At 62.9% G+C, this 13,283-nt stretch carries 14 protein-coding genes; 8 read left to right on the top strand and 6 right to left on the bottom strand.

Features of this window, described 5'->3' with window-relative positions; genetic code table 11:
• Positions 1-109: 109 nt before the first annotated feature.
• Positions 110-475, top strand: a complete 366-nt coding sequence (locus tag BW975_RS07890) for a DUF411 domain-containing protein (protein ID WP_076532483.1) — start codon at positions 110-112, stop codon at positions 473-475.
• A 174-nt stretch (positions 476-649) separates the two neighbouring features.
• Here the strand turns inward: BW975_RS07890 and BW975_RS18350 are convergent, their stop codons facing one another.
• Positions 650-2,110: a calcium-binding protein gene (locus BW975_RS18350; protein WP_139194206.1), complete on the bottom strand. Its 1,461-nt coding sequence runs from the start codon at positions 2,108-2,110 to the stop codon at positions 650-652.
• Positions 2,111-2,304: 194 nt separating this feature from the next.
• On the opposite strand from BW975_RS18350, the gene BW975_RS07880 reads away from it, so the two are divergent.
• Positions 2,305-3,405 carry a Hint domain-containing protein gene (locus BW975_RS07880; RefSeq protein ID WP_076532479.1) on the top strand — a complete coding sequence of 367 codons (1,101 nt, stop codon included), beginning with the start codon at positions 2,305-2,307 and terminating at the stop codon, positions 3,403-3,405.
• A 144-nt stretch (positions 3,406-3,549) separates the two neighbouring features.
• Positions 3,550-4,353, top strand: coding sequence for a hypothetical protein (locus BW975_RS07875; RefSeq protein WP_076532477.1), 804 nt, complete (start codon positions 3,550-3,552; stop codon positions 4,351-4,353).
• Positions 4,354-4,424: 71 nt separating this feature from the next.
• Here BW975_RS07875 and BW975_RS07870 read toward each other — a convergent pair whose 3' ends face one another.
• The 5 genes from BW975_RS07870 to BW975_RS07850 all read right to left on the bottom strand — a co-directional run bounded on the left by BW975_RS07870 (position 4,425) and on the right by BW975_RS07850 (position 7,448).
• Positions 4,425-4,847 carry an OsmC family protein gene (locus tag BW975_RS07870; RefSeq protein WP_076533539.1) on the bottom strand — a complete coding sequence of 141 codons (423 nt, stop codon included), beginning with the start codon at positions 4,845-4,847 and terminating at the stop codon, positions 4,425-4,427.
• Positions 4,848-4,964: 117 nt separating this feature from the next.
• Complete coding sequence (gene msrB, locus BW975_RS07865) at positions 4,965-5,441, bottom strand: peptide-methionine (R)-S-oxide reductase MsrB (RefSeq protein ID WP_076532475.1); 477 nt, start codon at positions 5,439-5,441, stop codon at positions 4,965-4,967.
• 132 nt (positions 5,442-5,573) lie between these two features.
• The gene (locus tag BW975_RS07860; RefSeq protein WP_076532473.1) at positions 5,574-6,128 is read right to left on the bottom strand and encodes a fasciclin domain-containing protein; all 555 of its coding nucleotides are present in this window, start codon (positions 6,126-6,128) and stop codon (positions 5,574-5,576) included.
• A 109-nt stretch (positions 6,129-6,237) separates the two neighbouring features.
• Entirely contained in the window at positions 6,238-6,954 is a 717-nt protein-coding gene (locus BW975_RS07855; RefSeq protein WP_076532471.1) for an anti-sigma factor, read from the bottom strand.
• Complete coding sequence (locus tag BW975_RS07850; protein WP_170846574.1) at positions 6,951-7,448, bottom strand: sigma-70 family RNA polymerase sigma factor; 498 nt, start codon at positions 7,446-7,448, stop codon at positions 6,951-6,953. The genes BW975_RS07855 and BW975_RS07850 overlap by 4 nt, the downstream gene beginning before the upstream one ends.
• Positions 7,449-7,658: 210 nt before the next feature.
• Between BW975_RS07850 and cobS the strand changes: the two genes are divergently transcribed.
• The 5 genes from cobS to BW975_RS07830 all read left to right on the top strand — a co-directional run bounded on the left by cobS (position 7,659) and on the right by BW975_RS07830 (position 13,276).
• Positions 7,659-8,645, top strand: coding sequence for a cobaltochelatase subunit CobS (gene cobS / locus BW975_RS07845; protein ID WP_076532469.1), 987 nt, complete (start codon positions 7,659-7,661; stop codon positions 8,643-8,645).
• A 224-nt stretch (positions 8,646-8,869) separates the two neighbouring features.
• On the top strand, positions 8,870-9,169 hold the full coding sequence (locus BW975_RS17910; protein ID WP_139194207.1) for a hypothetical protein: 300 nt from the start codon (positions 8,870-8,872) through the stop codon (positions 9,167-9,169).
• Complete coding sequence (gene cobT / locus BW975_RS07840) at positions 9,166-11,040, top strand: cobaltochelatase subunit CobT (RefSeq protein WP_076532467.1); 1,875 nt, start codon at positions 9,166-9,168, stop codon at positions 11,038-11,040. Before BW975_RS17910 ends, cobT begins: the two co-directional genes overlap by 4 nt.
• Positions 11,040-12,854 carry an aminopeptidase P family protein gene (locus BW975_RS07835; RefSeq protein WP_076532465.1) on the top strand — a complete coding sequence of 605 codons (1,815 nt, stop codon included), beginning with the start codon at positions 11,040-11,042 and terminating at the stop codon, positions 12,852-12,854. The genes cobT and BW975_RS07835 overlap by 1 nt, the downstream gene beginning before the upstream one ends.
• A gap of 80 nt (positions 12,855-12,934) precedes the next feature.
• The gene (locus tag BW975_RS07830) at positions 12,935-13,276 is read left to right on the top strand and encodes a DUF427 domain-containing protein (protein ID WP_076532463.1); all 342 of its coding nucleotides are present in this window, start codon (positions 12,935-12,937) and stop codon (positions 13,274-13,276) included.
• Positions 13,277-13,283: the final 7 nt, after the last annotated feature.

Genomic DNA, 13,283 nt, shown 5'->3' with positions numbered 1-13,283 from the left:
CTATTTCTGGTGGAGATGACAGCACGCTTGCCCGCCTCGGCCCTCTGGCGTCATCCATGCCGGAACGCCAAGCGTCACGCGGTCAGCCAGCTCTTATGACGGCCCTGAGATGACCGTAACCACCCCCGATTGCGGCTGTTGCAACGCGTGGTCCGATCTGGCGCTTCAGGATGGTTTTGACATAGAGATCATCGAGAACATCGACCCTGCGGCCTTCAAACGGACACGTAGCGTGCCGCATGAGCTGATATCGTGCCATTCTACGGTGATGGATGACGATGTCGCCAAGAAGCACGCACGCGTCGACGCGAATCGCAAGCTGATGGCCGGGGGATCTGAGATTACGGGCATTGCTGCGCCCGGCCTGCCAGCCTTCTCCCCCTGCATCGGCGACGATCCAAACAGCCCATTCGAGGTCATCGCCTCCGGCAACAGCGCTGGCGGTGGCGAATATCTCTTTTGCGCCGGAGCGTGACCGTCTGACCATTGCCTGCCGGGGCGATCCGGCAGGCCGACGGCACTGCCTTCATACCCCGCCCCAGAATTGACGCCCTGCCTCCGCCTTTGCACACGCCTTGCGCTGCCGACGCTCCGGCAGGCATGCCGGGGGCTTTGCGATGGGCGGTCCCGCGCCTCGCTTTGACCAAACTCAGACGATGGCGATATTCGCAGCACTGACTCCGGTCGTGCCTTCCAGCCGGATCACCGCAATTCCCGGCGGCAGGCCCGACAACGCGGTATAACTCACGCGTATGTCGGTATGGCTGCCATCGGCGGCCTCGTTGATTTCGACGTCGTCGACCCGGTTCCCGGTCTGGAAACTTCCGACTTCCAACAGGTCTTCGGCGGGGTCGAAATCAGTGACGCGCAGGTAGATATCATCTGCCTCGCCGCGCGCGGCGTTGCGCACCAGCGCGTTGATCGTGTCGGCGCCGTCGCCGGTGGTGACGGTCGCAGGCCCATCGGGATCGCGGAATTGGTTCCAAACCGTGAATACATCGTTTCCGGCGCCGCCGTCGGCGCGTGTCCCCGAATCCACCTGCATCCGGTCATCCCCCGCGCCGCCGAATCCTGCTGCACCGTTGCTGGTTCCGATGAAATCATTGCCGGACCCACCAAACGCTTCGGATCCAGCGCCAGACACGCTGAGGCTGTCGGCGCCTGCCCCGCCCTGCAGCAGTGATGTGCCCATGCCGAAGGAGACAAGACGATCATCGCCCGCGCCGCCCGTGGCCGCGCCGCTGGTTATCGTGATGCGGTCGTCACCTTCACCGCCGGTCACGGTGGCCCCACGCGCCGTGACAACGTCATCACCGGCGCCGCCGTCGATGATGGTATTCGCGCCGCTCGACTCCAGAGTGTCGTTGCCGGCGCCGCCCAGCAGCGTTACATCATCGCGCGCGGTTTCCAGAATATCGTCGCCGCCCGCACCGTTCAGAGTGATGCCATCGACCTCGGCAGAGAGCCATTCTATGTCGTCCGTGCCAATGGTATCCGTATCCACGGGCGTCTGTGGCACGCCGTTCCGGGTCACGACGAAATCCTCGGGCAGGAAGCTGACCAGCTCGTCGCCATCGGTCGTCGCCTCGAGGAAAAAGCCTGCAACAGGTTGATTTGCGGTTATTTCGCCAACGCGGCTACCGGGGTCTTCCGTATTTTCGGGGGTTCCCAGCAGGTCGACAACGCCAAGCAACTGCAGATCGAAAGCCTCCTCGAACTCATCAAGCTCGTATTCGCTGGCCGGACCGCCGAACTCTGCGCTGCCCGGCACGTTCCCGCGGGTCTCCCAACTGGCGTCGGACCAATCAGTGCCTTCGGGCACCAGGTAAAACCGCGCCTCGTCCACCTCGACGAAATTGGCAACGTTATCCTCGGTATCGGTGTAATAGATAACGGCCAGCGATCCGGTCTCATCCTCGCCGATGCTGAGCGTGACACCGTCATCGGTGCGCTCGAACGTGGCGCCGGTATCGTCAAGCTCCGGCTCTTCGCCGCCGTTCTCGCCGGTATCGTCTGGATCGGCCTCGGCCAATGGTGGGTCATCGTCTTCCAGAAGGTCGGTCCCGAAAATCAGCCCCGACAATAGCGCTACAACAATCAGTGGTCCCATGTCCTGCCCCCCAGCAGCGCCGCGACGAGGGCGGCAGATCAACCGGCAGGTTAGTCGGCGGGAACCTGCAAGGCAATCGCAGCGTTTCAAATCAAAGGTTTAAGATCCGGAATGACTTCATTATGCAGGCCGCTCAATTTCAGAGCAGTGCTGAATTGAGTTAAACTCTACAGACGACCAACAGAGGCCGCCCCATGCCCACCACATTCAACGTCTTTTTCCTGGGAAGCACCGGAAACTTCCGGCTGGACCCGTTCGAGGGCAATAATACGGTGGAAAACGCGGCCGGCCTTCAGGGCGCATCTTCGGGCAGTACTGCCAATCCCCTCTCCAGCCGCATTGTCGAATTCTCGCCCGGATCAACCGGATTTGGTGGCGGCAATTCAACGATATACGACACGAACAACAACGCGGCCGGCGGCGGCGGCGATACATTCCGCATCAACGGCGGCCCCGATCAGATCTTTGACGCGTCGGCAGTCTATGACTCGGTCATCACCTATGAGGATGGCACGACGGCACAAATCTCGGCTGTCATCATTCAGGATACCAATGGCAACGTCTACTTGGCGCCTGAATTCAGCGCCAACGCGGATCAGGCCGCGCTTGAAGCTCAGCCAATCCGTTCGATCAACATCGGTCGGCTGACCGACGGCCAGACGCAATATGCCGGCCTGACGGCCAACCGCGAGGCGGGAAATTTCGCCATTTGCTTCACCCGGCGCACGCGTCTGCTGACGCCCGGTGGATATGTGGCAATCGAGGATATCCGGCCCGGTGACATGATCTGTACGGTCGATAACGGGCCGCAGCGCGTGGAGTGGGCGGGCAGCACAATGCTGAGCGCAGAAGGCATGAAAGCACAGGGAAATTTGCGCCCGGTACGTCTGCGCCAAGGTCATTATGGGCTGACCCGAGACGTTCTGGTGTCCCCGCAGCATTGCGTGACGGTCGGCGACAGTTTCGTCCGGGCGCGGCATTTGGCCGAGATCTCGGGCGCGGGCGCGCGCATTGCGCGAGGCGTCAAGCGCGTAAAATACTACCACCTTTTGTGCGAGCAACATCAGGTATTGATCGCCGAAGGCATGCACACAGAAAGCTTTTATCCAGGCCCCAATGCCATTGGCGCACTCGGACCCGAGGCTGTCGCCGGGTTGGAGCGGGCGGTGCCCGGTCTCGTGCAAAATGGCCTGCGCCACGGCGCCGATCCGATCGGACCAACGGCGCGGCCCATTCTGAAGCGCCATGAATTGCGTGACGTGTTTGACCGAGAGGCGTTGCTGGCAGTCGCTTGAGGCGCCAACAGGCGCGCGGCGTGCAGACTTTACAGGCGCGTTTAGTTGACGTAACGTCACCAACTTCAGCACTGCACCGCTATCCCTCCTTTCGGACTTCGGTTTACCGCGAAGCCCGACACTCGTCGCGAAAGGGCCAGATCCGTGAAATTCTTGCGATCATTGCCGCTCTTTTTGCTGCTGATGGGATGTGATTTTCCCGACATCAGTTCAACCAGTGCCGTGCCGGTGGCCAGCCACCAGATCATCCAGCAATTCCGGCAAGATCCCGGCACCGATTTCCTCTGTGGCGTCGATACGACCGGGCTGGGCGACGGGACGTATGACGGGCTGGATCCGGGCGTCATCGTCGTCGGCCACAGGGTGACTGGCGCGAATAATCGCTGCCGGGTGGATGTCCTGCGGCGCAATAATGGCTATGTCGCGTTCGATCTGTCGGGCCTTGGCGCACCGCGCCCGGGCGGCGCAGACGCACCGCAGATCACCGGCGCGCTGCTGACCGCCAGCCTGGCCCGCGCGCCAGACTTCGACGGCGGCAGCATCGGATGCCGGACCAGCCTGAACGGGGTCGGCATGCTCGATAGCATCTTCTGGCTGCCGCGGCGCGAGTTTATTCCCGATGGCCCGATCGGTCTTACCAGCCCGCCGGGCGTTACGCGTGTCGGCACATTGCGCGTCGATGACCGGGTGGTGCGGATCAACACGTGGTGGCGCTTGGCCAATCCGCCCCTGACATTAGAGGCGAGCACGCCCGGCGCCGCGACATTCTCGCTGGACACGCGCGCGGTTGCCGCGTTGCAGGATATGGTGGATCGCAATTCTTTGGGCCTGCGCCAGTTCGGCCTCTATCTGGCTGGCACGAATAGCGGATCATTCAGCGCAAACCAGACTTGCCTCGATCACGTGTCGGACCTGCGGCTGACGGTCTTTTTCCGGGATGCGCCCTAAAGCCCGCGCGTAAAAAAAGCCCCCGAAAATTATCCGAGGGCTTTTCTCATCTCACCGACGAAATCGGCCGATCAGGCCAGTTTTGCGTCCAACGTGATCTCGGCTGTCAGGAGCTTCGAGATGGGGCAATTCTTCTTCGTCGCCTCGGCGACCTCCTGAAAATCCTCCTCGCTGATGCCGGGGATCTTGGCGGTCACGTCCAAATGCACCTTTGTGACGGCGAAACCGCCGTCCTTTTCAACCAGCGTCACTGCGGCAGTCGCATTGATGTCGTCGGCTTTCAGGTTTTTCTCGCCCAAGCCAAGTGACATCGCCATTGCGTAGCAGCTCGCATGTGCCGCGCCGACCAATTCCTCGGGATTTGTTCCCGGCTCGTCCTCAAAGCGGGTGTTGAAGCCATACGGCAAATCCTTGAGCGCGCCGCTTTCAGTGCTGACCTGACCCTTGCCAGATTTCAGATCGCCACTCCAATGTGCAGAACCCTTGCGTTGCATGTCTGTCTCCTTATCAAAAATGTTCAACCGATAGGCACGGGGCGCAAAAAAGCCGCCCTTGCGGCCTGTCACGAGGACAACGCAGGGGCGGCCTTATGGTTGCACCGGATCGCCGGATCAGGCGGCTACGAAGGTCAGACTGACGCCATTGATGCAATGCCGCTTGCCGGTCGGCGCCGGGCCATCGTCGAAGATATGCCCCAAGTGGCTGCCACAACGGCTGCAATGGCATTCGGTACGCACGCCAAAAAGAGAGCGGTCGGGTTTGGTTCCGATACCGCCGTCCAGCGCCTGCCAGAAGCTGGGCCAGCCGGTGCCGCTGTCATATTTGACCTCGGACGAGTAAAGCGGCAGATCACAGCCCCGGCACTGATAGGTGCCATCGGCGTAATTCTTGTCCAGCGGTGAGGTAAACGCCCGCTCGGTCCCTTCCTCGCGCATGACCTTATACTCAAGATCGCTCAGCATCGCGCGCCACTCAGCCTCGGTCCGGGTAACCTCGAAAGTTTCGTCAGTGGCAGCGGTGCCGAACCGGGCAAAGGCTGCGGCCGATCCGGCGGCAAGGGCCGCGGTGATGAAGTGGCGTCGTTCCATGTCAAAGCTCCTCCTGTGTACAGCGCCGGCGAGGCCCGCGCGTCTTGTGTGTCATTTGAAAGCAACGGGCCCGGCAAGCAAGTGCCGGGCCCGTCATCTCACCTGATCGTGTAGCGCCCGTGTGCGCGCCGCTTACTTGGCAGCGGGCAGGATCACGGTGTCGACGACGTGGATCACGCCGTTCGACTGATCGACATCGGCGATTGTGACGTTGATCGTCTGGCCCTGCTCGTCCTCGAGCATGATCATGTCGCCGTCATAGGTGGCGTTCAGCTTGCAACCGCCCAGTGTGGGGACGATATGCGCGCCGCCATCGTCGTCGATCATGCCTTTGATCGCGCCCGCCATCGCATCGGCGCCAACCACGTGGCAGGTCAGGATCTGCGTCAGTTGATCCTTGTTCTCGGGCTTGAGCAGTGTCTCGACCGTGCCATCCGCCAGCTTGTCGAAGGCAGCATTGGTGGGTGCGAAAACGGTAAACGGACCCTCGCCCGACAGGGTCTCGACCAGGCCGGCGGCCTTGACGGCGGCGACCAGCGTGGTGTGGTCGGCCGAGTTGACGGCGTTTTCGATGATGTTCTTGTCGGCATACATCTCGGCACCGCCAACCATGGGATTATCGGCATGGGCGCCGGTGGCCAGGATCGCTGCGGTTGCGGCACTTGCCAGCATTGTCTTGAAAGTCATGTGTTCCTCCTAGGGTGTTGCAGGCGTTTTGCCTGCTGACCCTCACATCCACGCAGCCGCCGGAGGATTAGTTTCAAAGTTTTTCCAAGGCGCGACGGATCGTGCCGAATTAAAGCGGCGTGATGGCCCCCGTGGCCAGAACGCGGCCCGTCGGCGCGCCGGTGGGCGAGCCGCCTCGCGGCTCCTCCGAGATGGCCAGAACACCGCCCGGAAGGCGCGGAGCGATGGCCGGATCGATGGGCATCAGGCCGCCTTCGCCCTCGGGCAAAACGCCAAGCGACACAGGCGCGTCCTGCCCGGCGATCAGCCACAACTCCAGCACACGGCCCTCGGGTGCGGTGCCGCTGCGCTCTTCGACGCGCAATCCCGCCTCCTCGATGTCGTAGCTGGCCAAGATGCGCAGGCTGCCATCCTCGGCGGCGACCTGCGCGGTATAATCCGGCGCGCCCGGCAGGGTCGGCCCCTGCCCCAGCAGCCCGGCATTGAGCGTCACATAGAGCGCCAGCGCCGCGGCGACGGCGCCGCCCACCAGCCAGCCAAGACCGCGCAGACCCGCGAAGGGACGCCGCGGGTTGGCTCCGAAAAGCTGCGCCTCGATGCTGGCCTGCATGCCGCCCGGCGGCGCGACCTCTTCCAACTCATCGGTCAATCCCGCCAGATCCTCGGCCCATTCTGCGTAGAGCCTGCGCAACGCGGGCTCGCGCGCGAGGCGCGCCTCGAAATCCGCCGCCGCATCTGCCTTCAGGAGGCCCAGCGCATATTCTCCGGCGAGGATGCGGTCATCCTCGCCCGGCGGCAGCTCGCCCTTGGGATCGGCGGCGGTCATCGCGTCAGACACTCCTTGAGTTTCATCAGGCTGCGGCGCAGCCGCGTGCGCATCGTATTGAGTGGCACGCCAAAGCGTGTTGCCAGCTCGGCGTAGGTTTCACCGTCCAGATAGGCGCGCTGCACCGCCTGCGCATTGGCCTCGTCCAGCTCGGACAGGCACGCCGTCAGCGCCGTGCGCTCGCTTGACGCGATGGCCTGCGCCTCGGGGCCGGGCGTGGCATCGGCCAGCGTTTCGGCCTGATCCAGGCCAGGCTGCGCCTCGCGCCGCTTGCGCGCGCGGTCGATGGCGGTGTTGCGCGCGATGGTGATGAGCCAAGTCATCGGGCTCAGCCCGTTGGCGCGGTAGCGATCCGCGTGGCGCCAGATCTTGACGAACGATTCCTGCAGCGCCTCCTCGGCCTCGGCCCGGTCCCCGAGGACACGCAGGCAGATCGCCATCAACTTGGCCGAGGTATGCGTGTAAAGACCCTCGAAAGCCGCGCGCTCGCCCATGGCGGCGCGGGCGATCAGCGCTTCGATCTCGTCACGTGTCACGGGTCGGGGGCCTTTTCCTTGGAGGCGGGCGGCGATGTGCCCCCGCTCCGCATCGGTATAGGCAAGGGCGCCGGACAGCCAGCATTTTCGCCCCTTTCCCTTGCCCTCCTGCACGATATGTTGCACCACTCAAGGCAACCTCACGATGCGAATTAAGGACGGACCCGAATGGCTGACGGCATGATCGACGCGCAAGCGAAACCGACCGAAGAGATTTCCGTGCGCGATGTGTTCGGCATTGAATCGGACATGAAAATCAAGGGCTTTGCCGAGCGGACAGATCGCGTGCCCGACAATGACAGCACCTACAAGTTCGACCGCGACACGACGCTGGCGATCCTCGCAGGCTTTGCCCACAACCGCCGGGTCATGATCCAAGGCTATCACGGCACGGGTAAATCCACGCATATCGAGCAAGTGGCGAGCCGCCTCAACTGGCCTTGCGTTCGCGTTAACCTCGACAGCCATATCAGCCGGATCGATCTGATCGGCAAGGACGCGATCAAGCTGAAGGACGGCGTGCAGGTCACTGAATTCCATGAAGGAATTCTGCCTTGGGCGCTGCGCAATCCGACCGCCATCGTGTTCGACGAATATGACGCGGGCCGCGCCGACGTGATGTTCGTGATTCAGCGCGTGCTCGAGGCCGACGGCAAGCTGACGCTGCTCGACCAGAACCAGGTGATCACGCCCAACCCCTATTTCCGCCTGTTTGCCACGGCCAACACCGTCGGCCTCGGCGACACCACCGGGCTTTACCATGGCACCCAGCAAATCAACCAGGGCCAGATGGACCGCTGGAGCTTGGTGGCGACCCTTAACTATCTCAGCCACGACGCCGAGGTGGCGATCGTCCTGTCCAAGAATCCCACCTACAACACCGCCGCCGGCCGCAAGATGGTCAGCCAGATGGTGACGGTCGCAGACCTCTCGCGCACCGCCTTCATGAATGGCGAGCTGTCGACGGTCATGTCGCCCCGCACTGTCATCGCCTGGGCGCAGAACAACTCCATCTTCCGCGATGTGGGCTATTCTTTCCGCCTGACGTTCCTGAACAAGTGCGACGAGCTGGAGCGGCAGACCGTCGCCGAATTCTACCAGCGGTGCTTTGACGAGGAACTGCCGGAAAGTGCTGCAAGCGTGAGCCTGGGGTGATGTGGACGGAGTGGACTACAGCACAAATTGCTATAGCAATTAGCTGCCTTTCCTTCCTATTAGCGTTGGCAAGTTTTGTCTGGAACATTTGGTCAAAGTTCATCTACCCGAAAGCACGATTGCAATTAAGCTTGGGACGTTTCGTCACTCTCGCAAATGACGAAGCTAATCGGCATCCTTTCGTACTGCTGTCAGCAGTAAACCACGGACCCACGGATACTACCGTGAAGCTCATCGTAGCTAGAACGCCGAAGTGGCATAGTTTGATAACCCGGAGATTTGAAAACGGGTTAATAAAACATTGGGGTGAAACAACTGCATCGCACGTGTATCCCCCGATTACCCTCCCGGCGAGCGTTTGCGTTGGGCAGGAAACGAAGTTTGCGTTTCCTCAGGACGTGTCGTGGTTTGAAGAAAACGAAAAACTGCAAATCGGGCTGGCTGACATTTTTGGTAGAACCCACTGGGTGAGAAAGAAGGAAATGCGGAAGCTCAAGTCAGACCTTGAAAGCAAACCCTCATGAAAAAACCATCCGACAACCCAGCCGATCCGTTCAAGAAGGCCCTCGCCGAGGCGACCAAGGTCATGTCCGGCGACCGCGAGCTGAATGTCAGCTATTCGGTCGATCCCTCGGGCGTCTCGGGCGATTCCATGCGCCTGCCCCAGATCAGCCGCCGGATGTCCCGCGAGGAAGTGCTGCATGCGCGCGGCACCGCCGATGCGCTGGCGCTGCGCCACAAGTATCACAGCGCCAAGACCCATGCGAAATACGTGCCGCCGGGTGCCATGGCCCGCGACATCTATGAGGCGATGGAGACGGCCCGCTGCGAGGCGGTGGGCGCGCGCACCATGCCGGGCACGGCCAGCAATATTGACAGCAAGATCGCCGCAGAGGCCGCGCGCTCGGGCTATGACCAGATCACCGATCCCGCCGATGCGCCGCTTCACAAGGCCGCCGAATACCTCATTCGCCACCTCGCCACGGGCCGCGATCTGCCCGAGGGGGCGCGCAACATCATGGAGCTGCGCCGCGACTTCATCGAGGGCCAAGCGGGCGAGACGCTGGAAAACCTGCAGGACACACTGGCCGATCAGGCCGAGTTCGCCAAATTCGCGCGCCGCGTGATCGAGGATCTGGGCTATGGCGACCAGCTGGGCGACGACCCCGATGCAGAGGACGAAGACCAGGAGGACGAGGCCCAGCAGGATCAGGACGAGGACGAGTCCGATAGCGGCGGCGAGGATGACAGCGATACCGAAGAGGCCGACGCCGAGGCCGAGCAGAGCCAGGACGAGCAGCAGGATGCCTCCCAGGCGCAGGTCAGCATGGACGAAAACGCCAATGACGAAGCGGGCGACGAGGCCGACATGCCCGATGGCGACGCCCCGATGGAGCCGCCCGCGCCGCAGCCCATCTCGGACGCAGACCCGAATTACCACGTCTACTCAACGGCTTTTGACGAGGAGATCCACGCCGAGGATCTGGCCGAGCCGGTCGAACTGGAGCGTCTGCGCGCCTATCTGGACCAACAGCTGGAGCCGCTGAAGGGCGCCGTCAGCCGCCTTGCCAACAAGCTGCAAAGGCGCCTTCAGGCGCAGCAAAGCCGAAGCTGGGAGTTCGACCGCGAAGAAGGCATCCTGGATGCCGGCCGCCTGGCGCGTATCGTGGCCAGCCCGACGACGCCGCTCAGCTTCAAGGTGGAAAAGGATACCGAGTTCCGCGACACGGTGGTGACGCTGCTCCTTGATAACTCCGGCTCGATGCGCGGCCGCCCGATCAGCATCGCGGCGATTTGCGCCGACGTCCTTGCCCGAACGCTCGAGCGGTGCAACGTCAAGGTCGAGATCCTCGGCTTTACCACCCGCGCCTGGAAGGGCGGGCAGAGCCGCGAGGCGTGGCTGGGCGAAGGCCGACCGCAATTGCCGGGCCGCCTGAACGATCTGCGCCACATCATCTACAAATCCGCCGACAGCCCCATGCGCCGGACCCGGCAGAATCTGGGCCTGATGATGAAGGAAGGGCTGCTCAAGGAGAATATCGACGGCGAGGCGCTGGAATGGGCGCATCGCCGGATGATGGCCCGCCGCGAGGCGCGCAAGATCCTGATGGTGATTTCCGATGGCGCGCCGGTCGACGATTCAACTTTGTCCGTCAACCCCGCGAATTACCTCGAAAAACACCTGCGCGACGTGATCGCAATGGTCGAGAAACGCCGTGCCGTGGAGCTGCTTGCCATCGGCATCGGCCATGATGTCACGCGCTACTACGACCGCGCAGTCACGATCACCGATGTCGACCAGTTGGCCGGCGCCATGACCGAGCAATTGGCTGCACTGTTTGACTCCGACCCGCGCGCCCGCGCCCGCGTGATGGGCATGAAAAGAGCTTCCTGATGTTCCAATCCTTCACCGAGAAATCCAGCCCCGAACAGGGGCCGCCCCGCCTTGCCGCGCTACGCGGCGCCATGCAGAGCGCCCAGCTCGATGGCTGGCTTGTCCCTCGTGCGGACCGCTTTCAGGGTGAATACGTGGCACCGGGCGATGAACGCCTCGCGTGGCTGACCGGCTTCACCGGCTCGGCCGGGTTTGCGGCGATCACGGCGGATCAGGCCGGCGTTTTCGTCGATGGCCGCTATCGCACCCAAGTGCGCAGCCAAACCGACCAGTCGGCATTCCAGCCTGTCGACTGGCCGGAGGTCAAGCTGGCTGACTGGCTCAGAAACGCACTGCCCGATGGCGGTAAAGTCGGCTTTGATCCATGGCTGCATACGGTCAAGGAAATGGACGATGTCGCGCGCGCCCTCGAAGGCTCGGGTATTGATTGCGTGCCTTCAGAAAATCTGATCGACCATATTTGGCCAGACCGCCCCGCGCCGCCGAATGGCGCGATCACCGACTATCCCGATGACCTGGCCGGCAAGACCAGCGCCGAGAAACGTGCCGCTTTGGTCGAGGATCTGCGCAAGGCCGGACACCGCGCCGCCATCCTGACCCTGCCCGACAGTATCGCGTGGCTGCTGAATATTCGCGGTGCCGATATTCCGCGCAACCCTGTCCCCCACGCTTTTGCCATCCTGCATGACGACGCACGTGTCGAGCTTTACGTGGCGCATGACAAGCTGGATGCCCTGCCTGAAAACTGCACCTCTGATGGTGTCAGCGCTCATGACGAGGCCAGTTTCAGCGCCGCGCTGACCATCCTGCTGTCCCCGGTCCGCCTCGACGCCGCATCGGCCCCCGTGGCCGTTGTGCATGCGCTGAACGAGGCCGGTATCAAAGCCGAGCGCGCCTCTGATCCTTGCATCCTGCCCAAAGCCTGCAAAACCGATGCCGAGATTGCCGCCACCCGCACAGCCCATCTGCGCGACGGCGCCGCGGTCTGCCAGACCCTTGCTTGGCTGGAGGCCCAAGCGCCTGGCAGCGTCACCGAGATCGACGTGGTCAAGCGCCTCGAGGAGGCCCGCCGCGCCACACGCAAGTTGCTGGATATCAGCTTCGATACCATTGCGGGCAGCGGACCCAACGGCGCGCTGGCGCATTATCGCGTCTCCGAGGCGTCGAACCGCACGCTTCGGGACGGCGATCTGCTGGTCCTCGACGGCGGCGGGCAATATTTGGACGGCACGACAGACATCACCCGGACCCTGCCCATCGGCACACCCGGCGCGGACGAGCGCGCGGCCTTCACCCGTGTCTTGCAGGGCATGATCGCCATCAGCCGCCTGCGTTTCCCGCGCGGCCTGGCCGGCCGCGATATCGACGCCATCGCGCGCATGCCCCTCTGGCTGGCCGATCAGGACTATGCCCATGGCACGGGCCACGGTGTCGGCGTTTACCTCTGCGTCCACGAAGGCCCGCAGCGCATCAGCCGCGCCAGCGAGACGCCGCTCGAACCCGGCATGATCCTGTCGAACGAGCCGGGCTATTACCGCGAGGGGCATTTCGGCATCCGCATCGAAAACCTGCTGGTCGTCCAGCCCGCCACCCCCCTGCCCGGCAGCGATCCGGCCGACAGCGCAGCGCGCAAACTGGCCTTCGAAACGCTCAGCTTCGTGCCCATCGACCGGCGCCTGATCGCGCGCGATATGCTCAGCCGCCCCGAGATCGACTGGCTCGACGCCTATCACGCTGCCTGCCGCGACAAGATTGCGCCGCATCTCGCCGGCGACGCTGCCGACTGGCTGACCGCCGCCACGGCGCCGCTGTAGCCGCATCTGACTGCCGCACTGGCAAAGCGCAACAATAGGCGTCATGTTGGGCGCAAACCCACTGAAAGAGGATACCGCCCATGACCAAGATCACGATCGAGCCTGCAGCCGGCACATGGTCCGTCCGTGCGGGCGGCGCCGTTATCGGCGAATCCGGCAATGCACTGGAACTCAGCGAAAACGGCTATCCGCCCGTGATCTACTTCCCGCGCTCGGATATCGCGACCGCATTTCTCGATGCCAGTGACCGCAGCACGACCTGCCCGCACAAGGGCACCGCCAGCTACTATTCCATCGTCACGAAAAGTCGCACGATCGAAAATGCCGCATGGAGCTATGAAAGCCCCAAGGACGACGTAAGCGAGATCAAAGATTATCTCGCCTTCCACGGCAGCGATCTGGTGACGATAGAGCGCGTCTGACCCATTC

This window comes from Roseovarius nanhaiticus (assembly GCF_900156535.1).
In the GTDB taxonomy this organism is placed as follows: domain Bacteria; phylum Pseudomonadota; class Alphaproteobacteria; order Rhodobacterales; family Rhodobacteraceae; genus Roseovarius; species Roseovarius nanhaiticus.
The sequence above is the reverse complement of the archived record's forward strand: the minus strand, read 5'-3'. Positions and strand labels throughout refer to the sequence as shown.

Coding starts and splice junctions, on each gene's coding strand:
- BW975_RS07835 (WP_076532465.1), top strand. CDS start 11,040: ATGTTCCAATCCTTCACCGAGAAATCCAGCCCCGAACAGGGGCCGCCC.
- BW975_RS07880 (WP_076532479.1), top strand. CDS start 2,305: ATGCCCACCACATTCAACGTCTTTTTCCTGGGAAGCACCGGAAACTTC.
- msrB (WP_076532475.1), bottom strand. CDS start 5,441: ATGGAACGACGCCACTTCATCACCGCGGCCCTTGCCGCCGGATCGGCC.
- BW975_RS07850 (WP_170846574.1), bottom strand. CDS start 7,448: ATGGGCGAGCGCGCGGCTTTCGAGGGTCTTTACACGCATACCTCGGCC.
- BW975_RS07870 (WP_076533539.1), bottom strand. CDS start 4,847: ATGCAACGCAAGGGTTCTGCACATTGGAGTGGCGATCTGAAATCTGGC.
- BW975_RS18350 (WP_139194206.1), bottom strand. CDS start 2,110: ATGGGACCACTGATTGTTGTAGCGCTATTGTCGGGGCTGATTTTCGGG.
- cobT (WP_076532467.1), top strand. CDS start 9,166: ATGAAAAAACCATCCGACAACCCAGCCGATCCGTTCAAGAAGGCCCTC.
- BW975_RS07860 (WP_076532473.1), bottom strand. CDS start 6,128: ATGACTTTCAAGACAATGCTGGCAAGTGCCGCAACCGCAGCGATCCTG.
- BW975_RS07830 (WP_076532463.1), top strand. CDS start 12,935: ATGACCAAGATCACGATCGAGCCTGCAGCCGGCACATGGTCCGTCCGT.
- BW975_RS07890 (WP_076532483.1), top strand. CDS start 110: ATGACCGTAACCACCCCCGATTGCGGCTGTTGCAACGCGTGGTCCGAT.
- cobS (WP_076532469.1), top strand. CDS start 7,659: ATGGCTGACGGCATGATCGACGCGCAAGCGAAACCGACCGAAGAGATT.
- BW975_RS07855 (WP_076532471.1), bottom strand. CDS start 6,954: ATGACCGCCGCCGATCCCAAGGGCGAGCTGCCGCCGGGCGAGGATGAC.